At 50.7% G+C, this 24,709-nt stretch carries 29 protein-coding genes; 15 read left to right on the top strand and 14 right to left on the bottom strand.

Annotation, left to right across the window (positions count from 1 at the left end; genetic code table 11):
• Positions 1 to 436: 436 nt before the first annotated feature.
• Positions 437 to 733 (top strand): hypothetical protein, encoded by a 297-nt coding sequence (locus tag JOD01_RS12050; protein ID WP_204518577.1) that lies wholly within the window; start codon positions 437 to 439, stop codon positions 731 to 733.
• A gap of 172 nt (positions 734 to 905) precedes the next feature.
• On the opposite strand, the gene JOD01_RS12045 is transcribed toward JOD01_RS12050, so the two are convergent.
• From JOD01_RS12045 to JOD01_RS12035, 3 genes are read right to left on the bottom strand one after another with little or no spacing between them, the layout of a single operon-like run.
• Complete coding sequence (locus tag JOD01_RS12045; RefSeq protein WP_204518576.1) at positions 906 to 1,682, bottom strand: fumarylacetoacetate hydrolase family protein; 777 nt, start codon at positions 1,680 to 1,682, stop codon at positions 906 to 908.
• A 36-nt stretch (positions 1,683 to 1,718) separates the two neighbouring features.
• Positions 1,719 to 2,921 (bottom strand): tRNA uracil 4-sulfurtransferase ThiI, encoded by a 1,203-nt coding sequence (thiI, locus tag JOD01_RS12040; protein ID WP_204518575.1) that lies wholly within the window; start codon positions 2,919 to 2,921, stop codon positions 1,719 to 1,721.
• A 12-nt stretch (positions 2,922 to 2,933) separates the two neighbouring features.
• A complete protein-coding gene (locus JOD01_RS12035) occupies positions 2,934 to 4,079 on the bottom strand; it encodes an aminotransferase class V-fold PLP-dependent enzyme (protein ID WP_204518574.1) in 1,146 nt (381 codons plus the stop codon).
• 417 nt (positions 4,080 to 4,496) lie between these two features.
• Between JOD01_RS12035 and JOD01_RS12030 the strand changes: the two genes are divergently transcribed.
• Positions 4,497 to 5,705: a LysM peptidoglycan-binding domain-containing protein gene (locus tag JOD01_RS12030; protein WP_239565409.1), complete on the top strand. Its 1,209-nt coding sequence runs from the start codon at positions 4,497 to 4,499 to the stop codon at positions 5,703 to 5,705.
• A 36-nt stretch (positions 5,706 to 5,741) separates the two neighbouring features.
• On the opposite strand, the gene dapF is transcribed toward JOD01_RS12030, so the two are convergent.
• Positions 5,742 to 6,617: a diaminopimelate epimerase gene (gene dapF / locus JOD01_RS12025; protein WP_204518573.1), complete on the bottom strand. Its 876-nt coding sequence runs from the start codon at positions 6,615 to 6,617 to the stop codon at positions 5,742 to 5,744.
• A 167-nt stretch (positions 6,618 to 6,784) separates the two neighbouring features.
• On the opposite strand from dapF, the gene JOD01_RS12020 reads away from it, so the two are divergent.
• The 5 genes from JOD01_RS12020 to JOD01_RS12000 all read left to right on the top strand — a co-directional run bounded on the left by JOD01_RS12020 (position 6,785) and on the right by JOD01_RS12000 (position 11,525).
• On the top strand, positions 6,785 to 7,315 hold the full coding sequence (locus tag JOD01_RS12020; RefSeq protein ID WP_204518572.1) for a DUF84 family protein: 531 nt from the start codon (positions 6,785 to 6,787) through the stop codon (positions 7,313 to 7,315).
• Between the two features lie 259 nt (positions 7,316 to 7,574).
• Complete coding sequence (locus JOD01_RS12015) at positions 7,575 to 8,354, top strand: IclR family transcriptional regulator (protein ID WP_204518571.1); 780 nt, start codon at positions 7,575 to 7,577, stop codon at positions 8,352 to 8,354.
• Positions 8,355 to 8,474: 120 nt separating this feature from the next.
• On the top strand, positions 8,475 to 9,479 hold the full coding sequence (locus JOD01_RS12010) for a tripartite tricarboxylate transporter substrate binding protein (RefSeq protein WP_204518570.1): 1,005 nt from the start codon (positions 8,475 to 8,477) through the stop codon (positions 9,477 to 9,479).
• Between the two features lie 90 nt (positions 9,480 to 9,569).
• Positions 9,570 to 10,019 carry a tripartite tricarboxylate transporter TctB family protein gene (locus tag JOD01_RS12005; protein ID WP_204518569.1) on the top strand — a complete coding sequence of 150 codons (450 nt, stop codon included), beginning with the start codon at positions 9,570 to 9,572 and terminating at the stop codon, positions 10,017 to 10,019.
• A gap of 15 nt (positions 10,020 to 10,034) precedes the next feature.
• A complete protein-coding gene (locus JOD01_RS12000) occupies positions 10,035 to 11,525 on the top strand; it encodes a tripartite tricarboxylate transporter permease (protein WP_204518568.1) in 1,491 nt (496 codons plus the stop codon).
• 310 nt (positions 11,526 to 11,835) lie between these two features.
• On the opposite strand, the gene JOD01_RS11995 is transcribed toward JOD01_RS12000, so the two are convergent.
• Positions 11,836 to 12,741: a hypothetical protein gene (locus tag JOD01_RS11995; protein WP_204518567.1), complete on the bottom strand. Its 906-nt coding sequence runs from the start codon at positions 12,739 to 12,741 to the stop codon at positions 11,836 to 11,838.
• 91 nt (positions 12,742 to 12,832) lie between these two features.
• Between JOD01_RS11995 and JOD01_RS11990 the strand changes: the two genes are divergently transcribed.
• Positions 12,833 to 13,402 carry a 5' nucleotidase, NT5C type gene (locus JOD01_RS11990; protein ID WP_204518566.1) on the top strand — a complete coding sequence of 190 codons (570 nt, stop codon included), beginning with the start codon at positions 12,833 to 12,835 and terminating at the stop codon, positions 13,400 to 13,402.
• A 60-nt stretch (positions 13,403 to 13,462) separates the two neighbouring features.
• Here the strand turns inward: JOD01_RS11990 and JOD01_RS11985 are convergent, their stop codons facing one another.
• On the bottom strand, positions 13,463 to 13,687 hold the full coding sequence (locus tag JOD01_RS11985; RefSeq protein ID WP_204518565.1) for a DUF1540 domain-containing protein: 225 nt from the start codon (positions 13,685 to 13,687) through the stop codon (positions 13,463 to 13,465).
• A gap of 97 nt (positions 13,688 to 13,784) precedes the next feature.
• Here JOD01_RS11985 and JOD01_RS11980 point away from each other — a divergent pair, with 97 nt between their 5' ends.
• Positions 13,785 to 14,564 (top strand): SDR family NAD(P)-dependent oxidoreductase, encoded by a 780-nt coding sequence (locus tag JOD01_RS11980; RefSeq protein WP_204518564.1) that lies wholly within the window; start codon positions 13,785 to 13,787, stop codon positions 14,562 to 14,564.
• Positions 14,565 to 14,567: 3 nt separating this feature from the next.
• Here JOD01_RS11980 and JOD01_RS11975 read toward each other — a convergent pair whose 3' ends face one another.
• A complete protein-coding gene (locus JOD01_RS11975; RefSeq protein ID WP_204518563.1) occupies positions 14,568 to 15,782 on the bottom strand; it encodes an MFS transporter in 1,215 nt (404 codons plus the stop codon).
• A 173-nt stretch (positions 15,783 to 15,955) separates the two neighbouring features.
• On the opposite strand from JOD01_RS11975, the gene JOD01_RS11970 reads away from it, so the two are divergent.
• On the top strand, positions 15,956 to 17,647 hold the full coding sequence (locus JOD01_RS11970) for a methyl-accepting chemotaxis protein (RefSeq protein ID WP_204518562.1): 1,692 nt from the start codon (positions 15,956 to 15,958) through the stop codon (positions 17,645 to 17,647).
• Positions 17,648 to 17,731: 84 nt separating this feature from the next.
• Here the strand turns inward: JOD01_RS11970 and codY are convergent, their stop codons facing one another.
• The 4 genes from codY to JOD01_RS11950 form a co-directional block, all read right to left on the bottom strand.
• On the bottom strand, positions 17,732 to 18,508 hold the full coding sequence (gene codY / locus JOD01_RS11965; protein WP_204518561.1) for a GTP-sensing pleiotropic transcriptional regulator CodY: 777 nt from the start codon (positions 18,506 to 18,508) through the stop codon (positions 17,732 to 17,734).
• A gap of 102 nt (positions 18,509 to 18,610) precedes the next feature.
• Positions 18,611 to 19,387, bottom strand: a complete 777-nt coding sequence (locus tag JOD01_RS11960; RefSeq protein WP_204518560.1) for a sporulation protein — start codon at positions 19,385 to 19,387, stop codon at positions 18,611 to 18,613.
• Between the two features lie 113 nt (positions 19,388 to 19,500).
• Positions 19,501 to 20,022 (bottom strand): sporulation membrane protein YtrI, encoded by a 522-nt coding sequence (locus tag JOD01_RS11955; RefSeq protein WP_239565408.1) that lies wholly within the window; start codon positions 20,020 to 20,022, stop codon positions 19,501 to 19,503.
• Positions 19,998 to 20,309: a YtrH family sporulation protein gene (locus JOD01_RS11950; protein WP_204518559.1), complete on the bottom strand. Its 312-nt coding sequence runs from the start codon at positions 20,307 to 20,309 to the stop codon at positions 19,998 to 20,000. Before JOD01_RS11950 ends, JOD01_RS11955 begins: the two co-directional genes overlap by 25 nt.
• A gap of 126 nt (positions 20,310 to 20,435) precedes the next feature.
• Here JOD01_RS11950 and JOD01_RS11945 point away from each other — a divergent pair, with 126 nt between their 5' ends.
• Positions 20,436 to 20,600 (top strand): YfhD family protein, encoded by a 165-nt coding sequence (locus tag JOD01_RS11945; RefSeq protein WP_204518558.1) that lies wholly within the window; start codon positions 20,436 to 20,438, stop codon positions 20,598 to 20,600.
• Complete coding sequence (locus JOD01_RS11940; RefSeq protein WP_204518557.1) at positions 20,597 to 20,827, top strand: hypothetical protein; 231 nt, start codon at positions 20,597 to 20,599, stop codon at positions 20,825 to 20,827. Before JOD01_RS11945 ends, JOD01_RS11940 begins: the two co-directional genes overlap by 4 nt.
• A 67-nt stretch (positions 20,828 to 20,894) precedes the next feature.
• Here the strand turns inward: JOD01_RS11940 and JOD01_RS11935 are convergent, their stop codons facing one another.
• On the bottom strand, positions 20,895 to 21,107 hold the full coding sequence (locus JOD01_RS11935; RefSeq protein ID WP_239565407.1) for a hypothetical protein: 213 nt from the start codon (positions 21,105 to 21,107) through the stop codon (positions 20,895 to 20,897).
• Positions 21,108 to 21,403: 296 nt separating this feature from the next.
• Between JOD01_RS11935 and JOD01_RS11930 the strand changes: the two genes are divergently transcribed.
• Genes JOD01_RS11930 through JOD01_RS11920 form a run of 3 tightly spaced genes read left to right on the top strand, consistent with a single transcriptional unit; the run spans position 21,404 to position 22,957 of the window.
• Positions 21,404 to 22,648, top strand: a complete 1,245-nt coding sequence (locus tag JOD01_RS11930) for an MFS transporter (protein ID WP_204518555.1) — start codon at positions 21,404 to 21,406, stop codon at positions 22,646 to 22,648.
• Complete coding sequence (locus JOD01_RS11925; RefSeq protein ID WP_204518554.1) at positions 22,645 to 22,800, top strand: hypothetical protein; 156 nt, start codon at positions 22,645 to 22,647, stop codon at positions 22,798 to 22,800. Before JOD01_RS11930 ends, JOD01_RS11925 begins: the two co-directional genes overlap by 4 nt.
• A 16-nt stretch (positions 22,801 to 22,816) precedes the next feature.
• On the top strand, positions 22,817 to 22,957 hold the full coding sequence (locus JOD01_RS11920; RefSeq protein ID WP_204518553.1) for a hypothetical protein: 141 nt from the start codon (positions 22,817 to 22,819) through the stop codon (positions 22,955 to 22,957).
• A gap of 127 nt (positions 22,958 to 23,084) precedes the next feature.
• Here the strand turns inward: JOD01_RS11920 and JOD01_RS11915 are convergent, their stop codons facing one another.
• Positions 23,085 to 23,591: a hypothetical protein gene (locus JOD01_RS11915; RefSeq protein ID WP_204518552.1), complete on the bottom strand. Its 507-nt coding sequence runs from the start codon at positions 23,589 to 23,591 to the stop codon at positions 23,085 to 23,087.
• 13 nt (positions 23,592 to 23,604) lie between these two features.
• Positions 23,605 to 24,663 carry a M42 family metallopeptidase gene (locus JOD01_RS11910; RefSeq protein ID WP_239565419.1) on the bottom strand — a complete coding sequence of 353 codons (1,059 nt, stop codon included), beginning with the start codon at positions 24,661 to 24,663 and terminating at the stop codon, positions 23,605 to 23,607.
• Positions 24,664 to 24,709: the final 46 nt, after the last annotated feature.

The raw sequence follows: 24,709 nt of genomic DNA, 5'->3' as shown, positions 1-24,709 counted from the left end.
ATGTATTAGGCACGCCGCCAGCGTTCGTCCTGAGCCAGGATCAAACTCTCCAATAAAGTTAAGTGTTGATCTTTGGTTCAAAAAGAAATTGCTTGGCTTGTGATTTGATCACTTCAAACGTTTCGCTGTTCAGTTTTCAAAGAACATCTTGCGCTCTTGTTCGAGCGACTTTTCTATTGTAACACATCTCAGAACCAAATGCAAGAATTAATTTCGTAAATCAAGCACTCAATCGCTGACAAAGGTTAGTATAACAAAATACGGGCAAGTGCGTCAATAGTTAAATTGTGGTGAAAGAAATTCAATAAACTCTGCAGAAGCGTTTCTTCCTGTACGGATTATTTTACACTAGCCAGATAAAAAACATTCTCCGCATAATGAGGATGCCTTTGCCGCATATTACGCATATTAAACAAAAAAGCGGGTGATGGAGCAAATGAGCAAAAAGGCCAAGCCTACTTATCAAGAATACGATAATACACAGTACAGCGAGCTTTCGACTGTTGAATCACAGCGAAATGAAATTTTGCAGGAGGAATTTCCCGAAGGTCCGTATGGCGCAGCCACCAATGAGGTCAAGTTGGGGAAAGCTACCGGCTGGGAACCGCAGCAACATTCCACTTCACCGCGCTTCACTTATGAGACGCGAAAAATGCATCAAGATTTAAGCCGGCATGAACCCGCCTCTCATCCTCCCCACAGTGATCCAACGCAAGAAGAGGAATCTTTATAACTGTTCGCAAAGAACAAAAGCAGCCGCTTATCATTGATAAGCAGAGCTGCTCTTGTTTGCAGATAAATCTAATTGTTCCTTGCATAGCAAGAACCGGCGGCAGATATAACGGCCTTCTTCTGCGCCAGAAACTATTTGTCTTTCGTCGGAAGCGGTCGTTCCTTTGGGCGGTTTAGCTTTCCGAGACAACCCGATTGGTCAGCGTACCGATCCCTTCAATTGTAACTGAGATTTCATCGCCAGGCTGGACAGACCCTACTCCCGCCGGTGTCCCCGTAAGAATCACATCTCCCGGCAAAAGAGTCATGACTTCTGTTACCGCTTCAATGAGCCGCGGAATCCCGAACACCATTTGATTGGTATTGGAGTCTTGGCGGATTTCTCCGTTTACTCGAGTCACGATGCGCAAGTCTTGATAATCCAGTTTTGGCGCAATTGCCGGACCGAGCGGACAAAATGTGTCAAAGCTTTTCGCCCGTGTCCATTGTCCGTCCTGAAACTGCAAGTCGCGCGCGGTCACATCGAGAGCGCAGGTAAAACCGAGAATGTAATCCTCCGCTTCTTCCGCTTTCACGTTTTTCGCCACTTTTTTGATGACGACCGCCAATTCCCCTTCATAATGTAGGTTCTCTGTCAGCTTCGGGTACACAATCTCTTCTCCGCTTCCGATGACAGCGGTGGAAGGTTTTAAAAACATCAGCGGTTCCTTCGGCAATTCGAGGCCTACTTCCGCCGCATGATCTTTGTAATTCACACCGATGCAAACCACTTTGCTAGGCGTGCAAGGCGAAAGCATGCTGACTTCGCTCAGCGGCAGTTCCAAACCGGTCATGATCGGCTTTGCCGTCAACTGTTTATAAATATCCCCTTCAATTACGCGTACTTTCTGATCTTCTGCAACGGTCCATCCATGTTTGATTTTTCCGTTTCGTTCAAAGCGGATGATCATGCCGTTCCCCTCCCATAATCCCTCAGTTCTGTCTGGTCAAAACAAGTCGTCAAAATCTGTTTCCTGCCGCTTCGTCGTAATTTCTTCCACCTCAGTCCGTTCAACGGCATCCGCCACCAGCGCGTCAATGTCGAGAACCTCCTCATAGCGTGCGGCAATTTCCGGTTTGGGACGGGTTACCGGATTTTTCGGGGTAAAGATCGTACAACAATCCTCATAAGGCAGAATCGACAGTTCAAACGTATCGATCCGCCGTGAAATATCGGTAATTTCCGTCTTATCCATACTGACAAGCGGGCGCAACAACGGCATATTGATGACGGAATTGATTGTGTTCATGCTTTCCAACGTTTGCGAGGCCACTTGCCCCAGGCTTTCGCCGCTTGCCAACGCCAACGCCCCGGTCTTCTTCGCCACTTGCTCGGCAATTCGCATCATAAAACGCCGCATGATCGTAATCAAATAATCCGCCGGACACTTGTCCCGGATGGCCGTCTGAATTTCCGTAAACGGGACGACATGCAAGCGCACGGTTCCGCCCCAACGGGTCAGTTTTTGCGCCAGGTCGCGAACTTTTTGCAGAGAACGCTCGCTTGTAAACGGGTAGCTGTGGAAGTGAATGGCCTCCAAAGTAACGCCGCGTTTCATCATCATCCAGCCGGCAACCGGACTGTCGATCCCCCCCGACAGCAGAAGCAGCACTTTGCCGCTGACTCCTACGGGAAAACCGCCTGGGCCCGGTATCGTCAGACAGCTGATAAACGTCCCTTCCGTTCGGATTTCCACGCTGATCGTCACTTCCGGCTGGTGCAAATCTACCTTTAACCCCGGAATATTGCGCAGCAGATGCCCGCCGATCCTGCGACTCACTTCCATCGAAGGGATGGGAAACCGTTTGTCCGCACGTCGCGTTTCCACCCGAAACGTCGCAGGACGGGGAGACAGTGAAAGCATCAGCTCTGTGGCTGCCTGTTTAATCGCTTCTTCCGTCCCTTCTATTTTTAATGTTGGGCTAAACGAAGAAATCCCAAAAACACGCTGCAGTCTTTCCATGACGGCATCGGCATCTTCACCGTTCAATTCCACATACATTCGTCCGTAATTGCGGCGAACCTTCGCCTTGAAAAAGGGACGCAAAATATTTTTCGTATTTCGCAGCAAAGCTTCTTCAAAATCATCGCGGTTTCTCCCTTTAAGGGCGAGTTCACCGTAACGTATCAATATCACATCGTAGTTCATTTCAGCCATCCTTTACACATTCATATAAGCTCTGAGCCGATCGAGGCTATCCCGCAGCGCTGCAACAAATTGCTCGAGTTCTTGCTGCCGATTTTCCCGGCTGAGACTGACGCGGATCGACGATAAAGCCCGTTCGCGATCCATTCCGGTTGCCATTAAGACACGGCTCGGTTCGTTTGCTTTCGACGAACAGGCTGATTTGGTCGAGACAAGGAACCCCTTTTCTTCCAAAGTGTGCAGCAGCACTTCCGACTTGACGCCCGGGACGGAAAAATTCAGGATATGCGGCGCCCCGCCTTCAGCCGGTGAATTCAGCACACAGCCGGGAATTTGTTGAATCTCCCGCTTGAGCCATTCATGCATGGCAGTCAACGAACTGCGCTGTTGCTCGGCAGCTTCGTCCAGCAAGCGTATGGCTTTGGCCATTCCGGAGATTGCCGGCAAGTTTTCCGTTCCGGAACGAACGCCGCCTTCCTGCCCGCCACCCGCCAACAGCGGCTGTAGCGTAATGCCCTCTCGCTTCATTAAAATGCCGACACCGCGAGGACCGTGAAATTTATGGGCCGACACGCTGAGCAGATCGATCCCCCATTCTTTGGGCCGCAGTTCAAGCTTGCCGAAGCTCTGGACAGCATCCACATGAAAAACTATCTTCGGAAATGCTTTCAAATGTTCGCCAATTTCCCGAATCGGCTGGATCGTTCCCAGTTCGTTGTTGACATGCATAATGGAAACCAGAATCGTATCGGGGCGAATCGCCTTTTTGACATCTTCCAACGATACCCGCCCTTGATGGTCAACCGGCAAATAAGTAACGGTAAATCCCCATGCTTCCAGCTGCCGGCACACATCATAAACAGCGGGATGTTCCACTTCCGAGGTAACAATATGTTTCCCCCGGGACTGATATTGAAAGGCAACACCTTTAATTGCCGCATTATTGCTCTCGGTACCGCCAGATGTAAAAATGATCTCTCCCGGTTTACACCGCAACGCCTGGGCAGAAATCAGTCTGGCCTGATTTAACACCTTTTCCGCATCGACTCCCAGCTGGTGGAGCGAGGAGGGGTTGCCGTAATATCGTTCCATCGTCTTTTTGACAACCTCTACCACCTGCGGATCAGGACGTGTGGTTGCACTGTTATCAAGGTAAATCACGTAAGACACCTTCTTATATCAAGACTGTAGTCGTCTCAGACTACGTTCCATCATACCACGGAAGCTTTCGTACGGTATAGTTTTCCGCTGCTTTTATCTTTCCCTGTCCGCATTCAATCTTCTCTTGGAAAAATCAGCGTTGCCAAATTCAGCAATGACTTTTCGCTTATTTTTCCGTAATTGCTGATTCGCTCCAATTAACCGATGAGCAACAAAAACAGCAAAGGCGGGACAGCGAGCCCTTGCGACAAGCCGTTTCCCGCGGATTCCTGCCCGATTGGCAAAAACCGAGACTTAAGTCCCGACCATGATAAAACTGGAAACGCAGGAGAAAATTATCCAATGAATGCGAGATTATCCTCCGTCTACAATGAATCTATCCAGAACCACATCTTGAAAGACACCAAGGAGGATTTTATGAGGCTAACAACATGGAAACGCTCAATTATTGGCTCCCTTTTGACCGGAGCAGTATTGTTGCCCGCTACGTTTGTATTTGCCCAAACCGTAACGGTGACACCACAAGATTCATTGTGGAAGCTGGCCCAAAAATACGGTGTGACGATCGAGCAGTTGAAAATCGCCAACCATCTTGCCGACGATGAGATTGTAGACGGCAGCACTCTCTATATCCCGCCGACTTCCATCGTTTATGAAATTCAACCGCCCGATTCCTTGTGGAAACTGGCAAACCGCTTCAAAACGACCGTTAGCAAAATCAAGGAAATCAATCAATTGGACAGCGATATGCTGATTGATGGTGAAAAACTGTTGATCCCGGTTCCCGCCAGCGCGATTTATACCGTAAAAAAAGGGGATATTCTTTGGTCGATTGCCAACGCGAACAAGATCAGCGTTGACCTGCTGATGGCATTCAACCAGCTCAAGAATACCAACATCGATGTCGGGCAAAAGCTGATCATTCCTTGGGACGCGCAATCGCGCAGCACGGCTGGCACCACAAATAGCGGCACTGACGACAATTCGGCGAACACAACGGCCGAAAAATCAACCGCGGGCACATCGGACAAGCCTTGGGTTGACTATAAAAACTACACGGTGAAGAGCAGTGATACTTTGTGGAATATTAGCATTGCCCAAGGTATCCCGATGGAAGAGCTGCTGCAGGCAAACAACATGAGCGAATCGACCGTTCTCTACGGAGGCGAAGTGTTGAAAATCCCTGTGCATCACATTCCGCTCACCCAGACACCAGCCGCAAAATACGGCGAATATCTGGATTGGTTTGAAGCGGCCCAATACTTGTTCCCCATCGGCAAAGTTGCGGACGTCACCGATTTTGAAACCGGAGTCTCCTTCAAAGTGAAGCGGACGATCGGGGCTTCCCACTCCGATACCGAACCGTTGACTTCGGCTGATGCGGCAACCATCAAAAAAATATGGGGCGGTACATACTCCTGGGCGGTTCGCCCGGTCATCGTCGAAGTGGACGGACGCAAAATTGCCGCGTCGATGGCATCGATGCCGCACAGTATCGAATACATTACCGATAACGACTTTAACGGACATTTTGACATTCACTTCTTGAACAGCCGTCGACATGCCGACGACAAGCTTGATCCCGACCACCAGGCAGCAATCAAAATCGCCGCCGGTGTCAATTAAAGCGGACGCTTGCAGATAAAACCCCTTAAGGCTTGCCTAAGGGGTTTTTTGTTGCAAATAAGGAATCGTTCCCAAATATTCGCCGGAGAATACTTCTGTGGCTGGTCCCGTCATATACACATGGTTGTCACTTTCCCGCCATTCAATCTCCAAATCGCCGCCGAGCAGATGAACCGTTACGTTCCGATCCGTTTTCCCGCTTAACACGCCGGCAACCGCGGCAGCGCACGCCCCCGTCCCGCAGGCAAGGGTTACACCTGAACCGCGTTCCCAAACCCGAAACAGGATTTCCTTCCGATTTTGCACTTGAATGAACTCGACATTGGTTCGTTCCGGAAACAGTTCGTTGTTTTCAATCAATGGCCCGTAATAAACGACATCGTCATCTCGAAGCTCATCGAAAAACAGGATCGCGTGCGGATTTCCCATCGAAACCGCAGTAAAGGTAAATTCCCGGTCTTCGATTTTCAGCGGATGCCCGATCACCTGCTCATCAGGTTGACCGAGCATCGGAATAAACTTGCGAGCAAGTCTCGGCTCCCCCATATCGATCGTAATGAGAGCAGCTTTTCCGTCTGGTCCTGTCTGAATCCGGGGTTGGACAATCCCGCCCAACGTTTCTACCGTGAAACTGGTTTTGGCAGTCAACCCGTGATCATAGACATACTTGCTGACACAACGCAAACCGTTGCCGCAATTTTTCGCTTCACTGCCATCATTGTTGAACACCCGCATCCGAAAATCCGCTTTTTCCGATGGCAAAATCAAAATCAGGCCGTCTCCGCCGATGCCAAAATGACGATCGCTGACACGTCTGGACAATTCGGGCAAATCAACCTGGTCTAACGGTTCCGCAAAACCATTCACATAGACGTAGTCGTTCCCAAGACCATGCATTTTGGTAAATTTCATATAAGCTGCTCCTTTGGCTCTAAACTGAATTGATCATTATTTTATCATAAATCACCGCGGAGAAAACGGACGAGTACAGACATGATTTTTTGACTCATGTTATACTTTTGGGGAATCATGGCGGTAAACGCGCTTGATCAAACGATAACTTGACGAAGGTGAAGCAAATGGATTTTTCCGGTATTAAACTAGCTTTGGGTACAACAAATCGCGCCAAGCAGGAAGCGGTCATACGGGCGACCGGACAAACCCCACTTTGCGCAGCGGTCCCCTCCCAAGTCTCGGACCAGCCCCTGTCGGAAGCGGAAACGGTGCAAGGAGCAATCAATCGCGCCAAGGCCGTATTGGAAGCCGTGCCGGAAGCCCAGATCGGCCTCGGCATGGAAGGCGGTCTCACCTTTGACGACCAATTTACGAACCAATGGTACCTCATCTCCGTCTGTGCCGCCTGGAACGGCCGGCAATTATACCTTGGCAAAGGGCTGGCCTTCCCCATTCCGGCGCAAATCGGCGAACGGGTCAAGCGGGAAGGGATTGAGTTGCGGACGGTAATTGACGAATGGAGCGGTACGGAGGGAAATCATCAAAAAGGAGGCGCATATGGACTGCTGACAGCAGGGCGGATCAACCGGCCAGACGTGTTTTGCGAAGCGGTTCTGGCGGCACTTACTCCCTTTTGCTCTCCCCTGTATAAGTAGCCAGCGGCCCAAAGCCCTGCAACGGCGAGTACAACCGCAAAACGGCCTTTCGTCCAGACCACACAGGACAAAGGCCGTTTGTTGTTTTATGCCGTCCTCCATACATACGCGACGATAAGCAAGTTGTTCTTCCCGTTATGAAACCGCATGTTGTTGTCAGTTCATCGGAGTGTTGACAAAGCATATAATACATTCAGATTATTCAAAAAGAACACTATTCCGCATGATGGAACATACGTTGGGAGGTGGGAAATGAAGTATGAAGAAGAGCTCGCGTGAAGCGTCTTCGGTTCAATCAGTGGACCGCGCCCTTCACATATTGGAGTTGTTGAAAGAACAAAATGAAGGACTCGGCATCACCGAATTGGCCAATCGGATGGATATCGCCAAAAGCACCGTTCACCGGCTGCTGACCTCCTTGAAAAAACAAGGATACGTTCGGCAAGAGCCCTCCAATGAACGCTATCTGCTCGGATTAAAGTTGATTGAACTCGGCTCTTTTGTCACCCGATCCCTGGAAATCCGCAAAGTCGCCATCCCGTTCATGAACAGCCTGGTGCAGGAGACAGGGGAAACTTCCCATTTGGTCGTCCTGGAAGACGGTGAAGTGGTATATATCGAAAAGATTGAAAGCCCTTACACGATCCGGATGTACTCGCTGATTGGACGACGCGCTCCCGTCCACTGCACAGGCGTGGGCAAAGCGATCATCGCCTACCTTCCCGAAGAACAGGTAAGAAAGCTTGCCTCCTATCGCGGATTGCGCAAGTTTACGGACAATACCATAACCTCCCTGGAAGATCTGCTTGTTCATTTGCAGGAGATTCGCGAAATGGGATACGCCCTGGACAGGGAGGAGCACGAGGCCGGCGTTCACTGTGTCGCCGCCCCCATTTTCAATCACAATGGCGAAGCGGTCTCCGGCTTGAGCGTAGCCGGTCCGCTGATGCGGATGGATGAAGAAAAAGTCAGGTTTTGTGCAGATCGCGTCGTTCATTACGCTCGGGAAATTTCCAGACATCTTGGCTTCCAAGCGTAATACTTTTGTAATAAACAGGAATGATGTTCCGCGTTATGGAACGCCAACGCTTCAAGCTGTCAGAAAGCTGCCCACCATAAAAATTCTGACATTACCATACCTACCTTGGAGGATGAAAATATGAAATTGAAACGCATCTTCACCAGTTTGGCTGTCACTGCACTCATTGCTGCTCTCGCAGGCTGCGGCTCCAACAATGCCGCATCCCCTTCCGGCGCAAAAGCAGAAGGCGGCCAAGACGCTTATCCGAAAAAGCCAATCGAACTGATCGTGCCTTACGCAGCCGGGGGCGGAACTGACGCCGTGGCCCGTGCCTTCGCGGACTCGGCAAACAAAGTTTTGCCTCAGTCGATTGGGGTCGTGAACAAAACAGGCGGCGGTGGTGCCGTCGGAATGTCCGAAGGCTCAAAGGCAAAGGCAGACGGATACAAAGTAACCTTGATCACTGTGGAAATGACAACGCTTCCGCCATTAGGGCTGGCGACGTTCAAACCTGAAGATTTCAGACCGGTTGCCCGCTTGAATGCCGATCCATCGGCCATAACCGTAAAAGCAGACGCACCGTGGAACACGATTGAAGAATTTTTGGACTATGCCAAGCAAAATCCGGAAAAAGTGCGCATCGGCAACTCCGGAACGGGAGCCATCTGGCACTTGGCTGCCACAGCCTTGGAACAAAAAATCGGAACCAAGTTCAACCATATCCCGTTTGACGGCGCGAACCCTGCCGTTACAGCATTGCTGGGCGGGCATATCGAAGCCGTTTCCGTCAGCCCGGCTGAAGTTGCGGCGCAAGTGCAGGCGGGCCAGTTGAAAATGCTGGCGGTCATGGCTGACGAGCGGCTGGACAGCTTCAAAGATGTGCCCACCTTGAAAGAAAAGGGCATAGACCTGTCCATCGGCACATGGCGCGGAATCGGCGTCCCCAAAGATACGCCGGACAATGTAGTAACCGTTCTGAAAGACGTGGCCAAAAAGGTAACAGAAGACAAAAGCTTCACGGATGTGCTTCAAAAAATGAATCTTGGCGTTTCCTATGCGGATGATGCGGCATTCAAAGATGCGATTCAAAAGGACAGCGAGCTTTTCGCCAAACTTGTTACCGATCTCGGCTTGAAAAAGTAATGGGCGTTGGACACGGGCGTTTTACCGTGTCCTCTCATTCCCGAATGGCTGCGAGCGGACTTTCAGCGAATTTTGTAAGGGGGGCCTCTAGTGAAAAAGGTTGATGTCTTTGTCGGGTTGGCGCTCATCATTCTGTCCGTTGCCGCGTGGATCACAGCCAGCGATTTTCCAGCTGTCGGCGACACAGATGTTGGAGCCGGCTTTTTCCCCAAAATGATTGCATCTGTCCTTATTCTGCTTTCGTTGGTGATGATTTTTTCCTCGTTTCGCCGTCAGCCCGGCAATGAACCGGAAACAGGCGCCATCCCTTGGTCGAAAACAATACTCGGGTTCATTTTGACTTTTCTGTATCTGGCGCTTGTTTATTTTGGCGGCTTCTATATCTCCACCCCGCTCTTTATGATCTGCTTCATCTGGCTGTTCGGCTACCGCAAAACGATTCCGGCCGTGGCTGTCACCGTTGTTGTCACCTTGTTTGTCTATCTGGTGTTTGAAAAGGTACTGCAGGTTCCCCTGCCTGCGGGCGTTTTCTTCGAGTGATTGGGAGGGAAACACATGGAAATGTTATTGAGCGGACTGAGTAATATTGCAACAGATCCATTTGCACTCATTCTGTCTGTCGTCGGCGTGGCGGTCGGGATCATCGTCGGGGCGCTGCCGGGATTGACCGCTACCATGGGGGTGGCGCTCATTCTCCCGATGACCTTTGGCATGGAGCCAGTGGCCGGTCTGCTGCTGTTGTCCGGTGTTTACTTTGGGGGGGTGTATGGCGGATCAATTACAGCGATTCTCCTGAAAACCCCCGGTACTCCCGCAGCCGCCGCTACTGCAATCGACGGATATGCCCTGGCACAGAAAGGGCTGGCGGGCAAGGCACTCGGTGCAGCCACCCTCTCTTCCTTTACAGGCGGGACGATCAGTATTTTGATCCTGATGTTTCTGTCCCCGGTTTTGGCCAACATCGCCCTTGAGTTTAGCGCACCGGAAACGTTTGCCTTGGCCGTTTTCGGTCTGAGCATCATCGCCAGCATTTCCGGTAAATCGTTGGTCAAAGGCTTGATCGCCGGCATGGTCGGCCTGTTAATGGCCACCATCGGCCTTGATCCGATCCTCGGCTTTCCCCGCTTTACCGGCGGGATTGAGCAAATCTTGAACGGTGTGCCGTTTATTCCGATCATGATCGGCCTGTTTGCCGCATCGGAAGCATTCAAGTCCCTGTCCGAAATGAACGCAAAAGAAAAGGTCAAAGTGAAGATTGAGAAGATTTTGCCGAGCTGGCCGGAGTTTCGCAACCTGATCCCGACCATTCTCCGCTCCACCGGACTGGGCACGTTTATCGGAATCATTCCTGGCGCGGGGGCAGACATAGCCGCCTTTGTTTCTTATAACGAAGCCAAGCGGTTCAGCAAAGACAAGGAAAGGTTTGGCAAAGGCGAAATGAAAGGTGTCGCCGCCTGCGAAGCGGGTGCCAATGCCTGCACCGGAGGCGCGTTAGTCCCTTTGTTGACACTGGGGATTCCCGGCGACGCCGTCACGGCTGTCATGCTCGGCGCTTTAATGGTGCAAGGTTTGCAGCCAGGGCCCCAGCTTTTCTCAAACAACGGCGATCTCGTCTACACCCTGTTTATAGGAATGATTATCTGCTATATCATCATGTGCCTGATGGGGCTTTTGGCCTCCCGTTACTTTGCCAAAGTGGTGGAAATCCCCAAACAAATTTTGACGCCCATCATTCTGGTGCTCTGTATGGTCGGTTCGTATGCGATCAACAACAGCTTTTTTGATGTGGTTATCATGGCGGCGGCGGGTGTTGTCGGCTATTTCATGCAAAAATACGATTTCCCCGCCTCTCCAATCGTGCTGGCGCTGATTCTCGGGCCGATGGCAGAAGGCCAGTTCCGCCGCTCGCTGGCGCTCTCGAGCGGAAGCTACGACATCTTTTATACACGCCCGATTCCGCTGGTACTTTTGCTGCTGTCGGCGATCACTCTGCTCACTCCGATCGTAAAAGCCTTTTGGCAGCAGAGGAAAACCGCCCGGCGATAACACAGGTTTGGAGAAAAGCAAAATGGACTCACCGAGAAGGCGCGCGAATTCGTTGCGGCTGTCAAGCAGGACCCGGGGGTAAGTTCGTGCACCCGGTCAACGGTTGGCCAGGATGTAAGGTCACTTTACAGAACCGAAATTTGCTCCCATTTTGCATCAGGAAAAAGGGGAACCTGTTGCTGTTACGGGAGCTTTTTTCATGGACGGGACAATCCGGCAAACGAAACGGCCCCGGTCCTCTGGAATCCAGGACCAAGGCCGTTGCTTGACGGGTGCTGTCCGCTTTTGGACAGGCGGCTTTTGCTTTGCTTTATCGGGCGGTGTAGTACGGATATACCAAAAAGGCTCCGATGATCGCCAGCGCGCCAACAATCATCGCCCAGGTGCCGAGCGTGCGTGCATTACGCCGGAAAGCCAAGTATCCCAGCACGATCCCAACCGGGCCAGACAAATACGGCATAAAGAACAATGCCAGCAAAGATACGCCCAATGCTGTCCAGCCCAACCCGGATGCCGGAGATTTCGCCTGCTGATTCTCCGCTGCTTGGTTAATGTTCTCCGTTTGTCTCTCCGCTCGCGTTACGGTTGAACGATCAAACGTGGGCGGAGCAAACTCCGCTGCGGTTTCGTACAAAGTGTTATCCTGCTTGTTGACAGCCGTCTCCTGCTTTTGCGACTGCTGCACAGAAGCGGAAGCCGCAGAAGAATTGGCTGCGCCGGATGAATTGGTTGCCGTAAAGGATGGCGGGGCAAACTCGTTTGCCGTTTCGTACTTCGTGCTTTCGTTCACGTTTGCTGCCGTTGGTTGCGCCGAGGGGGTTGCCGCCTGCACAGCCTCCCGTTGGCTTGCCTGATCGTCATTGCCGTTTACCGGAAAAGGGGTATAGGCATTGGCGTTGGCCGTTGGTGTATCTTGTCCTTGTTGGCCAAAAGTTTGCATTTGCGCACTGTTGCTTTGTTGCGCATGGTTGTTTTGCTGCGAGCTGTTTTCTCCCTGATAGCTCTCCGTATACGTCTCAGGATTGTAGGTCATTTTCCCGTTCGGCTCATACTCCAGGTTTCCCTTGTCACCGGTTGCCTCCGTGTCAAACGCAGCGCGTGTCCAACTGTCGCCAGCGAACTCCGTGTCCATTTTGTTTTGACTGACACTCAGTTCGCACCTCTGTCCATCTTCCTTCTGCTCAGCATTGCAACGGTTTTGTTGATCGTTTGCCATGTTGTGCTCAACCCCTCTTCGTTAAGGATGTGATGAAGGAAGTAGCTTTATTGTCTGTTTTCGTTGTACAATTTAAACTGGAGGCGAGAGGATGAACGCTAAACAATCCCTAACAATTGGCATCGATATTGACGGTACCGTCACCGATCCCGGCAGTATGGTACCGATGATGAACGAAAGCTTTGGCAAAAATTTGCGTTACGAAGAATGTGTTGATTATAATTTGGCTACGATTTACAACATTTCGGAAGCGGAGTTTGTGCATTGGCTGGAACAAAACGGCGAACGCCTGTATCGGGAAGCCCCGCTCCACGGCACGGCTGACCAGGTGTTGCGCAATTGGTATAACCGGCATCGACTGATCTACATCAGCGCCCGGGAACAAAAACATTTGGCGGTAACGGAGGATTGGTTTCACCGGCACGCGGTACCTTATCATGAAATTGCGTTGTTGGGCTCTCACGACAAGTTGGCGGCGGCGAAGGAACGAAACGTCGATCTGTTTATCGAAGACCGCCTGGAAAACGCCCTGCAATTAGCAGAAAGCCTGCAGATTCCGATTTTCCTGTTCGACACTCCCTACAATCAATCGCCGCTCCCCCCGCTCATCCGGCGAGTAACCAGTTGGCAAGAAATCGCCGAGCTGATTGACCAGCTTTAAAGTCTGCGGAAACCGGCATAGGAAAAAGGCGCATTTTTCAGGAAATACGCCTTTTTTTTGTCAGGCTTGAGCGGCGCGTTTTGGCTTGAAAGTGTGGCAGCAAGTTTGCGCCGATGTCCGCGCGACATCTTGATGCGTGCTGGAATGTTCATACTCGACCGCAAACTCTTCCTTAAAATCAGCGTTGGCGTGCTTGTCAATCTCCACCATGATCATATCCGCGTTGCAATTGTTACCTTCTCCCCAATAACCGCAATTTGCGACGCTGCATTTCACGACTGGCATGACTTGTTCACCCCCTCACAGCTAGGCTTGACTTTTGCAAGAAGGCTTATACTGGCTGTTTTTGCTTGAAAAACCCGTCTGGAGGAGAGAAGCAACCATGAAAGATTGGCGAATTGTCATTATTACCGGAGGAACGGGCGGTCTTGGCTTCGCATTGGCTGCCGAATATTTACGCTGCGGCGATCTGGTCATCTTGACCGGCCGAAACCGCCAACGCCTGCAACAATGCAAGGAACAATTGGCCAATTCGCCCCGATTGCACGTTTATCCGCTCGATGTCACCGATTACGAGGCGGTAACGCAGTTTTGCCAATGGGTCAAAACCTCTTTTGGCCGATGCGACATCTTGATCAATAACGCCGGCACGGCCGTTTTTAAACATTTTGCGGACATGCAGCGCGCAGACATTGACAGGCTGACCGCAGCCAATCTGAATGGCTTGCTTTATATGACGCATGCTTTCCTGCCAATGATGCTGGCGGCCAATCGCGGCCAACTGGTCAACATCGGCTCGCTGGCGGGACGAGTGGCAACAGCAAAAGCGGCCGTTTACGCCGCAAGCAAAGCGGCGGTCATTCGTTTCAGCGAAGGCTTGCGCCAGGAGCTGGCCAACACCGGTATTTCCGTCACCTGCATCCTGCCCGGCCCCATCGACACTCCGTTTTTGGACAAAGCCGACAGTTCAGGGACGTATCGTCATCAGGTGCGCCACTACTTGTTAAAGGCTGATGCGACCGCGACAAAGATCAGACAAGCGGTAGACGCACGAAAAGCGGAAGTCGCGCTGCCCTTCCGCTTGCATTTCTTCTCGCTGATTTATCTTTTGTTGCCCCAATGGCTTAAACGCTGGACTGCACCGCTGTTCAACCGAAAATAGCGGTCACTTGGCGTCTCCGGCCTGGCTGTCTGGCTTTATGGCCAAGCTCCATAACCAAACGGCTCCGGCCCCAATCCCCCAAACGGCCAGCATGGTGGAAACGCCGGAACTCCCCCATTTTTCTGCACCAAAACCGATCAGCAGACAGCCAAACGAGTATGTCCCTTGCGTCAGCATCTCCCTGATTGAAAAGACACGCGACAAATAGGCGGGATCAGCCAGTTTTTGCACGCGGGTCACTGCCTGAATCTGATTGGAAAAAGAGGCAAACGAGTTGAACAGGGCGGCAGCCATCATACCGAACAGCGGGGCTGTGTGAAACAACAGCCAAACACTGATCCCCGAGGTAATGATCGACCAGCCCAACATCCGGTCAATTTTTCTGTCGGCCAGCCCGGACGTCCACTTGCTGGCAACGATGCCGGCGATCACCCCGCCCAACCCGAGCGGAATATCCAGCAGCCCAAAGACGAACAGATCCTCTCCCCTTTCCTGCAAAACGTAAAACATCAGCAGAACATAAGAAGCTCCAATTATCCGTTCAGCCATCTGGATATAAAACAACCGTTTCAACGAATGATGAACGGCCACGTAACGAAAGCCTTCCCGAAAGCGTTGCATAAACCCGGCCGCGCTTTGTCCTTCTTGCCCGACCAGCCGCGGCAGCCCCATCAAAATCAGCAAGGACAGCAAATAACAGCAAGCGTCAAACAAAAAGTTATACCGATAGGAAAAGTAATAAACCAAAAAAGAAGCGATTCCTTGACACACGATTATCAGGAATGAAGTGGTGCTTTGCAACAGCGAATTGGCCGCCAACCGTTGTTTTGCTGCGACAGCGGACACGACCGCCACCTGCATGGAAGGCGTGAAAAAGGCAGCGCAAATATTGGTCAATATCAGCAACAAGAAAGCGATCCAGAGCATCGAGGCATCGGTCACCCAGAAAAACAGGCTGACCAATACTGCCCGCAGCAAATTGACAATCATCATGACTTTTCGTTTGTCCCAATTTTCCAATAAAGGGCCGGCCAAGATGCTGGTCACTACATACGGAACCAGCCGGAATATCGTACCAGCGGCAAAAGACAAGCCCGATCCGCTTAAATCATTTAATAACCCGACGACGGCGATAAAAGTAAATTCATTTCCAACAATATGTATGACATGAGCCGCATAAAGACGGCGAAATACCTGCTGTTTCAGCAATTCCAACATAGGAAGGGAATCCTTTCCGCTTTTCTTCCATTGTAACACCTCGCCTGTTTCTGAAAAGAGCGGTTTAAAAAAAGATTACCAATTTGTCCATTTTTCGCAAGCTTCTTGCGCCGAATCTGTGGTTTAATAATATTTATGTTTTTTTATTTTAATTAAATTAAGGAGGGGTATTTGTGCGAACGTTTTCCCTTCGCTACAAATTGCTTCTGGGTTTCGCCGTCATCATTCTCATCTTAATTGCAATAAGCTCCATCACTTATTACAACGTCGATCAAACGACGGACACCTATAACGATTTGCTGGAACGCCGGATGAAAATTCAGGAAAACATGCTTGGTATTCAGTCATCGGTCAATGAACAAAGCAGCTTGTTTCTCGAATATTTGCTGATGGAACGCCAGGAATACCTGACCGATTTTCAAGCCGTCCAGCAAAAAGTGCTGCAACTGGTGGAAGATACAGGAAAACTGGTCAAGCGGGATGTTGACAAACAATCGCTAGCCAAAATTGTCGAATTGCATCAACAATACGCAGAAAAAAGCAAAAATGTCATCGAACTGCAAAAACAAAACCAGATGGCCGCTCTGGTGATACTGTCCACAGAAGTGGTACCGCTGAGCGATGAGATCAAAGACATCACCGCCAAAATGGTGGAAGGTCAACAAACACTGATTACGCAGGAACAAACCCTCGTCATGTCCCAGGTAATCACGATGAAGCTGACGATTGGACTGGTGACGACTCTTGGGGCGATGATCGCCATTGTCATTGCCTTGGCTCTCTCGAAAACAATCACCCGTCCATTGCGGATGGTGTCGAGAACGCTGGCCCAGGTTGCAGAAGGAAATTTACATGCGGAAATTCCCCAGATCCGTTCCAAGGATGAGCTGGGGCAATTGACTGACTCGCTGCGGACAATGGTCACGGATCTGCAAGCGATGATTCAGGAAGTGAAAGGAGCTTCCCTCCAGGTGGCAGCCTCTTCCGAACAATTGACGGCCAGCGCCGAACAAACTACCCTGGTTACGCAGCAAATTGCCGCCACTTCCCAGCAAATCGCCTTGGGCAGCGATGAACAGCTCAAAAGTTTCAATGAAGTGGCGGAGACGATTGAAACTTTGTCCAATGGCATAACGGTTATAGCCGGCCATACGCAAGATGCTTCCCAGCTTTCGGAACAGACGGCGGAGCAATCGAATCAAGGGAAGTTCATGGTTGATGCCGCCTCCCAACAAATGACGGAAATTCAAGACAGCGTTCAGCAATCAGCGCAAGTGGTCGAGCAATTGGGAGAATACTCCAAACAGATCGGCGGGATTGTCGAACTGATCTCGTCAATCGCCGGTCAAACCAACTTGCTTGCCTTAAATGCAGCCATTGAAGCCGCCCGCGCTGGCGAGCACGGCAAAGGCTTCGCTGTCGTTGCCGATGAGGTAAGAAAACTGGCGGAGCAGTCGTCGGAGTCGGCCAAACAAATTACAGACGTCATCTCCGTCATTCAGACGAATATTGATCTGGCCATCCAATCGATGAAACAAGATACCGTAAAAATTGCGCTTGGAGTCAAGCAAACGGCTGAAGCTGGTGAGATGTTTTCCACCATTCAAGCATCCATTAGTGCAGTCGCCGGCCGTTTCCGCGAATTGACCGACTCGATGTCCAGGTTGGATGAAGCTACCGAGAAAATTACGAAAAATATGCATCATGTGCAAAAGCTCGCAGTGGAAGGCGCCAGTTCCTCTCAGGAGACTTCCGCTTCAACCGAGGAACAGTTGGCAACTGTGGAGGAAATTGCAAGCTCTGCCCAAGCCCTGTCTACCTTGGCCGAAAATCTGCAAAATCTGTTGGGCAAGTTTCGCACATAGCAAAAATCATAGAAAAAGCACCTTTTTTCATTGCGGTGAAAAAGGTGCTTTTTTTGTTGCGGTCAAGCAGTTGCAGTTGCTTTCTTAAGATGTTTTCCATTTTTCCAGCTCGGACTGAAATTTGTCGTTCAACACTTTGATGTATGTTCCTTTCATTCCTAACGAGCGGGATTCCAATACTCCGGCGCTGGCCAGTTTGCGCAGCGCGTTGACGATTACCGAACGGGTCAGACCGGCTTGATCGGCCAATTGGCTCGCAACCAACAGCCCTTCTTTGGCGTCAAGCTGTTCCATAATTTTTTCAATCGCAATCTGTTCACTGTAAGACAGTGAGGAAAGAGCAATTTTGGCAAAGGTTTTGTCCCGGACTTCATTTTCGATTTGTTCCGTCCGATGACGCACAATTTTCATTCCGATTACCGTTGCTCCGATCTCGGCCAAAATCAAATCCTCGGTTTCGAACATGCCGTATGCACGCAGCAAAACGAGTGTCCCCAATCGACTTCCCCCGGCATTAATCGGAACGATCGTCGTCATCATTTGCGGAAAGAGAGAGGTCCATTCAGCCGGCACCATGCTGTACGGGCTGTCTACCCCTTCGTTGGCGAGCGACTGGTTTAGTTCAAGCAGTTTTTCGTTGTAGCCGGCTGGCAGCAAACTGTTGAATCGTCCATCCTCCTGCAATGAAAATTCATGGGTGAAACCGCTGCCAAGAATATTCCCATCCGCCGTAATAATATAGACATTGGCCATGATGACCTCAGACAAAAGTTTGGCCAAATCCTGGTAGCCTACTCCGCTTCCCCCCATTGTTTTTTGCAGCATGAAATTGATTTTTCTTGTTTTCTCCAACAAGTTCATCGTGGAACTTCCTCCTTGTTTGTTTCATGCTACCAGTATTGTCTGAAAAATATGGCTTCATACATCTGCAAAAAAAAATCACCTCCTGAACCGGAAGTGATTTTACGAGATCGCCTGTTCGATCAATGCTCCAATGCGCGCTGCAAGTTGTTCCGCTGTCAAGTGCTGATCATCCGCTCTCAGATGGAACCGCATATACCGTTCATCCAGATTAAATTTTTCTGCAAACAATCCGAGCATGCCTTTTGCCCGCTTGTCGAGCTCCAGTAAAACCTCCAACTTTTCCGGCTGCAGAAAAAAGATCAACTCCAATTCTTCGAGTCGCTGGCGATACCGTCCGGTGGGCCGGAATTCAAACTCCTGCACGAAAGGATATTTCCTTCCCAACTGCCGATTGTATTCGCAGTCTACCTTGTAAAGCTGGAAGCCAAGCAGTTTGACCGCTTCCAACGTCTTTGCCATTAGTGGATGCGGGCGCACTTCGATAAAATCGGAATCCCCGGGATCAACGGCATTTTTAATATCAAGTCCTGTTCGCAAATAAACAGGCTGACGCCCCATTGTCAACGGAGTCTCCCATGGCAGCTGAAAGGAAAACGGAATCGATCGGTTTTCGCCCGGCTCCAGCTTGATCGGCTGCGAGATCAAATATTTCAACAGGACGCAATTCTCTTTTGCCTTCTGATCCTTCGTTTCCCGCTCATAGTGTGTCATGACATAAATGTAAATTTCGTCAATTTCCTGGGCCAGTTCGCCGCCAGTCAAATGGACTTCTCCCGCCACGGTGTCTCCGGGAAGAAACGACTCGTGATAAAGTCGTGTATCGACCTGGGCTGAGCCAATCCCGACACTGGCTAACAGTTTCTTGAAAATGGACATAACTTACCTCCTGTTTGCAACCCTTTCATTACTGCGCTCTCAGTTGAATAAAAGAATTTTTCCCGATGTATTGGTTATACGAAAAAAAAAGCAGAAGGTTTCAGTATTTTCCCTCAACTTGTTCCGTCATGTTTTACCTCTGCGGTTACGGTGAGCGACAACACGCGTGAGACAATGACCACTGTCTTCAACCGGACCTCTACCATGTTGCCTTCAATGACGTACTCGCGGCGCCGCAACAACTCGTGCAGCAACGGCGGCAGTTCCACCAGCTGTTCCGCTTTCTTCCCTTTGAGCGGAGCCAAGTCTTTTTCCAGCCTGCGGATGACCTCTGTTTCGATGATCGCATGCGGTTTTGGTTCATCGATCTGGACCCGTATCAATTCAATCACGGCGTCTTGCCGTTTTTGCGCTGCTTTTTGCGTTTGCTTCAGACTCGCCAAATCTTTGTACAGCCGTTCATTTACCAGCTTCAGGCTGCGGTTTTCCAACATCAGTTCCTCCAGTTGATGGCCATACCAAAAGATCATGCCAGCCCCGCCCAGGCATACGCCAATCATCAGCAAGGAGAAGTAGCGCTTCCAGTAACGAATCTTGCCCCTCTGCTCGTTCATGAGCGAACCTGTACCAGCCATTGCACGGTGATCGTTCCTGCGTGGGCTCCGACGAATGCGGCCAAAATCATGATGACTTGCTTGGCGACGGGCGAGAAATTGCCGAGCAGCAGCTTTTCAATTTGCAGAAAGGAATCAAATGTTCCGCCTAACGCACCCACAAGTCCCCAAATTTTCAGTTGATCCGCCATTTCGTGCATGGTCAAAAACGGCGGTTTTTCCGTCAAAAAGGCGCCGATCCCCCCGGCAATGGCTCCGCCAAGAACGATACCGTAGGCAACGAACAATGTGAGGATCACCTGAACCATCGCTTTCACACCCCTTATCGTTCCTTTGCTTAACCCTACGCTGCTTGTCTGCCAAATATGCGGCAAATAAATTGCATCGGCGTTTGGCAAACTAACGGAGCGAATCCCATATGGAGGAGGGTAGTTATGACAGAAGCTCCGCAAAACCAACAGCTGCCGCTCGGTAGCAACGAGAATGTTGAATATGACCCGAATGTGGCGGATGCGGAAGATCGTGAAGCGCAAAATCGGGCCGAGGCTGCTGATCGACGTCAGACAGGCGAAATGAAAACTGGAGGGGAAAAGCAATGACGACCTTTAATTTGGGTGACTTGGAAAAGATTCATCTTGCGCTCGATATGGCCCAACGTTTTGTGCGCGGTGAGAAATATCACGGGGACAAACCTCAAGTGCTGCTGCAGGAATTTGACCAAATCAAGGAAAAGGTGCATGGCGACCGGTATCGTCAGACCTATGCCATGGAAGCGGGTTCATTGCTGCGCAGCGATGTGCAAGACGCCAATTATCAATCCCAGTGAGGAAACGGCGCAACAATAAAATGGCACCTCTTTTTCCGGAAGAGATGCCATTTTCCATGATGCTCTGCTACGGCCTGCGAGACCGCCTCAGTTTGCGGTCAATTTCCGGCGAATTGACCACCAGCAAATCGAGAAATAAATTGACCATGGCCGGATCGCGAACCAATTGCCGGAAAGTGTCCGGATTTTGCCGAAACCACGCTTCGTTTGCCTTGACCCATTGCTTGAATCCGGGGTTGTTTCGATAATGCCTGCGCAACTTTTTTAACGTTCGGTCCATGCTCAATCGATCCCTTCATCAAAAAAGATGGAGATAAGAAAAACAATGAGAATGACCCAGAGGACAATTTCAAACCCCTCATTGTTAAAAAAGCCTCTCATCAAACTCTCCCCCCCTGTTGTGGTCGATCCATAACAAGTCTCGCTCTAGTTATAGGTTTATGTCAGGTAGCGGGGATTGGCTTAGACGATTGTCTTGGCATATTTATTTTCCACGCTCGCCCACCATTTTCCATGCATAATCTTGCCAGTCGTTCTCCCATACTAACAAAGAACAACGGGAGGGGAGTTCTACAGATGAATCAAACAATCTCTTCCATCCTCCACAACCGCGTTTATGTGCTGTTGCTGGTCGTAGTTTTTGTCATGCACCTAGCCGGTTTTTTAATCACACCGATCTTTCCGATTTTGCTGAAAAAAGACCTGACATTTTCCCTGACGCAAATTGGTCTTGTCCTTGGCGTAGAAAACATTGTTTATCTGGCCGGAAGTCTGTTAGGAGGGATGCTGGCCGATACGTATGGACGCAGAAGTGTGATGGTAACCGGTGCGTTGACACAAGCTGCCGCGATGTTGGGGTTTGGAATCAGCCAAACGTTTTGGCTATTCGTCTTGTTTGCCGCACTGAATGGTTTTGGATTGGGGTTCATTGCTCCCGCCTTGAAAGCGATGATTACCGACTCGGTCACTGTTGAACAGCGAACGTCGGCGTTTTCCATTCGCGGAATCGCGGCGCACTCCGGGATTATTTTGGCGGGAATCACGCTCTCCTGGTTTGCCGCCGTCAACCAGCGCCTGTTTTTCTTTTCTTCCCTGCTTTTCGTGCTGCTCGCCTTGATCGTCCGGATTACTCTGCGGGAAGAACGCAAAGAAAACACGAAACAACCCATTCCGCTCACGCAGTACAAGATGCTCTTCTACCACCGCAGCTTCCTTTTGTTCTCCCTCATTACTTTATTAATCTGGGCTTTTTACGCCCAATTCGGTCTCGCCTTGCCGCTGCGTGTTGAGAATGTGCTGGGCAGCGCAAACAGCATCGGCTTTATCTGGACGATCAACTCATTATCAGTCCTGTTGCTGCAAGGAGGCATTTCGCGCTTTCTCCTGTTGCGGCTCAATCCTTATCTTTCTTTGCTTTTGGGCACGCTAATGCTGGGAGTTGGGATTGTCGGATTGGGCTGGTCGGACCGCTTCGCATTTCTGAGCGCTTCCGCCGTTGTGTTCATTATCGGCGAGATGATCCTGCTTCCGGTCTTGGACAGTCTGACCAGTTATTTTGCCAAAGACGACTTGCTGGGCATCTATTTCGGCTTTGCCAATTTTATCGCCGGAATTGGTTCGGCCGTTGGAACCAGCTTGGGCGGTTGGCTGATCGAGCGGTTGGGCGGCGTTGGCAACAGCGCACCCTGGGTCGCCTTCGGGTTAATGACCGTTTTGATTTTGGCGCTGTTGGGGATTTTTGCGATTTATGCTGTACCCAAGTATCAACGAACACCTCCAACCACCCCCATCACCATCGTAAGGAGAGAAAAAGCGGAATGAAAGAAATGATCTCCCAGGAACCTATGCCGGAACGCATCCATGCGGAAGAAGAAAAAGTCATGGCCGCTGAATTGATCAGCGAAACAGATGACCTGACCATACCTGCTTCCAAACGGAATCCGGGCGATGAGTACCGATTTCTTTACTGGTAAGAGGAGGAAATGAGCAATGGACTATGGAAAAGAACGTGTATCCAATAACCAAAACGTCAGGGATGAGGCCAAAAACCATCAACCCAAATCTGTGCAAAACGATGCACCCGGCGCCGGCAACAAAAAGCTGGAGGGGCCGAATCGTCCTTCAACCTGATCTTTCGCGTGAAAGCTCGTCTCAGCCCAGAGGCGAGCTTTCTTTGTCCTGCCAGGATACAGACGAGACGAGAAAAGGCAAAAAGACCGCCTTTGCTGATGCACCAAAAGGCGGTCTCTTACAAGATTCAGTTGCCAATCGGCCGCAGCTGATACGGCACTTGCTGTTCGTCCAGTTGCTCGAAAAAAGTCGGCTCATCGTCTGCCGGAATCGTCAACTTCAGATACTGATGGAAATAATATTCGATTCGCTCCTGCTCGCCGGCCAGCAGCCGGTAATGAGGCAATTCGGCGAGATCGACCAGCCGATAAAAATAGTCAAAGCGCTCGGGGGTCAATTCAGACTGGAACGTTCGGCTGACCACAATCTCTCCGCTGCGTTGTTCACGCAAATTGTCACTTGTCGCTCCGAGGAGGCGCAAAATTTCCGCCGCCCGCTTTCCTAACTGGTCGGCGATCATCTTGTCGTTGTACTCCACTTCGAGATGTGTGAGCTGCTTTTTCACCGTATTCAGCATGGCGATAAAAATCTTCCGTACAACCAGATTGCTGGGCGCAAAGTTATGGTCGTAAATATTGTATTCAAATACACGCTGTTCTGCTTCTTGATGCGTATAAAAGGTAATCGCGTTCACAAAAAACGCCTCCTCAGCTTTCGCGGATCGCTTCCAAGGTGGCCCAATCCAGTTTTTTGATCACGGCAAACAACAGACGCTTAGCCGCTTCATAATCATCCTGATGCATAATGCTGGCATGGCTGTGGATATATCGGCTCGGAATCCCGATCACCGCGGAAGGAACTCCCTTCCCTTGCAAATGCACGCCGCCTGCGTCCGTTCCGCCTTTGGCGATATACACCTGATAAGGAATCCCTTCCTGCTCGCACGTTTCGATCAGCAAATTGCGCAAGCCCGGCAGCATCAGCATCGTCGGATCGTAAATCCGCATCAGCACGCCTTCCCCCAGTTTTCCGTACCCGTCGCGGACACCGGGAATGTCCCCGGCCGGACTGGCATCCAGCGCCAGGAACAGATCGGGGTTGATCAGGTTGGCTGCTGTTCGCGCGCCGCGCAAGCCGACCTCTTCCTGAACGGTTGCCCCCGCATAGACGACATTCGGATGCTGTGGATTGCCATGCAGTTCTTTTAAAAGCTCAATGGCCAAACTGCAGCCGTAGCGATTGTCCCACGCTTTGGCCATGATTTTTTTCGGATTGGCCATCACGGTAAACGGCGTTACCGGAAGAATCGGCTGTCCCGGCCGGATGCCCAACTCGAGCGCTTCTTGTTTGGAATCGACCCCGATATCAATGAACATATTTTTGACATCCATCGGCCGGTTTCGCTGGTCATCGCTTAATACGTGGGGGGGAATCGATCCGATCACCCCTTCGATCGGTCCGGACTTGGTGATCACTTGAACACGCTGGGCCAACAAGACTTGCCCCCACCAGCCGCCAAGCGTTTGAAAAGAAAGGAAGCCTTTTTCGGAGATGTTCGTGACCATAAAGGCAACCTCATCCATGTGCCCGGCGACCATGATCCGCGGTCCGTTTTCGTCCCCGCGCCGCACGCCGAAGATGCTGCCCAAATTATCATAAACGATTTCGTTCGTATAGGAAGAAATATACTCATGCATGATTTTTTTGACAGGCCCCTCCGCTCCAGGCGCGCCGGGTGCTTCGGTCAGTCTTTGCCATAATTCCATTTGAAAGGTATCAGCCACATTCAGTCCTCCTCGCAGGTTCAATACT

The organism is Brevibacillus fulvus (assembly GCF_016908525.1).
Classification (GTDB): Bacteria; Bacillota; Bacilli; order Brevibacillales; family Brevibacillaceae; genus Brevibacillus_G; species Brevibacillus_G fulvus.
Note: the sequence above shows the minus strand (reverse complement) of the source record. Positions and strands in the feature narration are given on the sequence as shown.

Bases quoted from the DNA above. Each gene is read 5' to 3' on its own strand.
- JOD01_RS11955 (WP_239565408.1), bottom strand. From the start codon at position 20,022: ATGGCTGGTACAGGTTCGCTCATGAACGAGCAGAGGGGCAAGATTCGT.
- JOD01_RS12015 (WP_204518571.1), top strand. From the start codon at position 7,575: ATGAAGAAGAGCTCGCGTGAAGCGTCTTCGGTTCAATCAGTGGACCGC.
- JOD01_RS12000 (WP_204518568.1), top strand. From the start codon at position 10,035: ATGGAAATGTTATTGAGCGGACTGAGTAATATTGCAACAGATCCATTT.
- JOD01_RS11950 (WP_204518559.1), bottom strand. From the start codon at position 20,309: ATGGTTCAGGTGATCCTCACATTGTTCGTTGCCTACGGTATCGTTCTT.
- JOD01_RS12020 (WP_204518572.1), top strand. From the start codon at position 6,785: ATGGATTTTTCCGGTATTAAACTAGCTTTGGGTACAACAAATCGCGCC.
- JOD01_RS11910 (WP_239565419.1), bottom strand. From the start codon at position 24,663: ATGGAATTATGGCAAAGACTGACCGAAGCACCCGGCGCGCCTGGAGCG.
- JOD01_RS11945 (WP_204518558.1), top strand. From the start codon at position 20,436: ATGACAGAAGCTCCGCAAAACCAACAGCTGCCGCTCGGTAGCAACGAG.
- codY (WP_204518561.1), bottom strand. From the start codon at position 18,508: ATGAACTTGTTGGAGAAAACAAGAAAAATCAATTTCATGCTGCAAAAA.
- JOD01_RS12010 (WP_204518570.1), top strand. From the start codon at position 8,475: ATGAAATTGAAACGCATCTTCACCAGTTTGGCTGTCACTGCACTCATT.
- JOD01_RS11940 (WP_204518557.1), top strand. From the start codon at position 20,597: ATGACGACCTTTAATTTGGGTGACTTGGAAAAGATTCATCTTGCGCTC.
- JOD01_RS11985 (WP_204518565.1), bottom strand. From the start codon at position 13,687: ATGCCAGTCGTGAAATGCAGCGTCGCAAATTGCGGTTATTGGGGAGAA.
- dapF (WP_204518573.1), bottom strand. From the start codon at position 6,617: ATGAAATTTACCAAAATGCATGGTCTTGGGAACGACTACGTCTATGTG.
- JOD01_RS11990 (WP_204518566.1), top strand. From the start codon at position 12,833: ATGAACGCTAAACAATCCCTAACAATTGGCATCGATATTGACGGTACC.
- thiI (WP_204518575.1), bottom strand. From the start codon at position 2,921: ATGAACTACGATGTGATATTGATACGTTACGGTGAACTCGCCCTTAAA.
- JOD01_RS11975 (WP_204518563.1), bottom strand. From the start codon at position 15,782: ATGTTGGAATTGCTGAAACAGCAGGTATTTCGCCGTCTTTATGCGGCT.
- JOD01_RS12045 (WP_204518576.1), bottom strand. From the start codon at position 1,682: ATGATCATCCGCTTTGAACGAAACGGAAAAATCAAACATGGATGGACC.
- JOD01_RS12030 (WP_239565409.1), top strand. From the start codon at position 4,497: ATGAGGCTAACAACATGGAAACGCTCAATTATTGGCTCCCTTTTGACC.
- JOD01_RS11995 (WP_204518567.1), bottom strand. From the start codon at position 12,741: ATGGCAAACGATCAACAAAACCGTTGCAATGCTGAGCAGAAGGAAGAT.
- JOD01_RS11980 (WP_204518564.1), top strand. From the start codon at position 13,785: ATGAAAGATTGGCGAATTGTCATTATTACCGGAGGAACGGGCGGTCTT.
- JOD01_RS11925 (WP_204518554.1), top strand. From the start codon at position 22,645: ATGAAAGAAATGATCTCCCAGGAACCTATGCCGGAACGCATCCATGCG.
- JOD01_RS11930 (WP_204518555.1), top strand. From the start codon at position 21,404: ATGAATCAAACAATCTCTTCCATCCTCCACAACCGCGTTTATGTGCTG.
- JOD01_RS11920 (WP_204518553.1), top strand. From the start codon at position 22,817: ATGGACTATGGAAAAGAACGTGTATCCAATAACCAAAACGTCAGGGAT.
- JOD01_RS12050 (WP_204518577.1), top strand. From the start codon at position 437: ATGAGCAAAAAGGCCAAGCCTACTTATCAAGAATACGATAATACACAG.
- JOD01_RS11935 (WP_239565407.1), bottom strand. From the start codon at position 21,107: ATGGACCGAACGTTAAAAAAGTTGCGCAGGCATTATCGAAACAACCCC.
- JOD01_RS11960 (WP_204518560.1), bottom strand. From the start codon at position 19,387: ATGTCCATTTTCAAGAAACTGTTAGCCAGTGTCGGGATTGGCTCAGCC.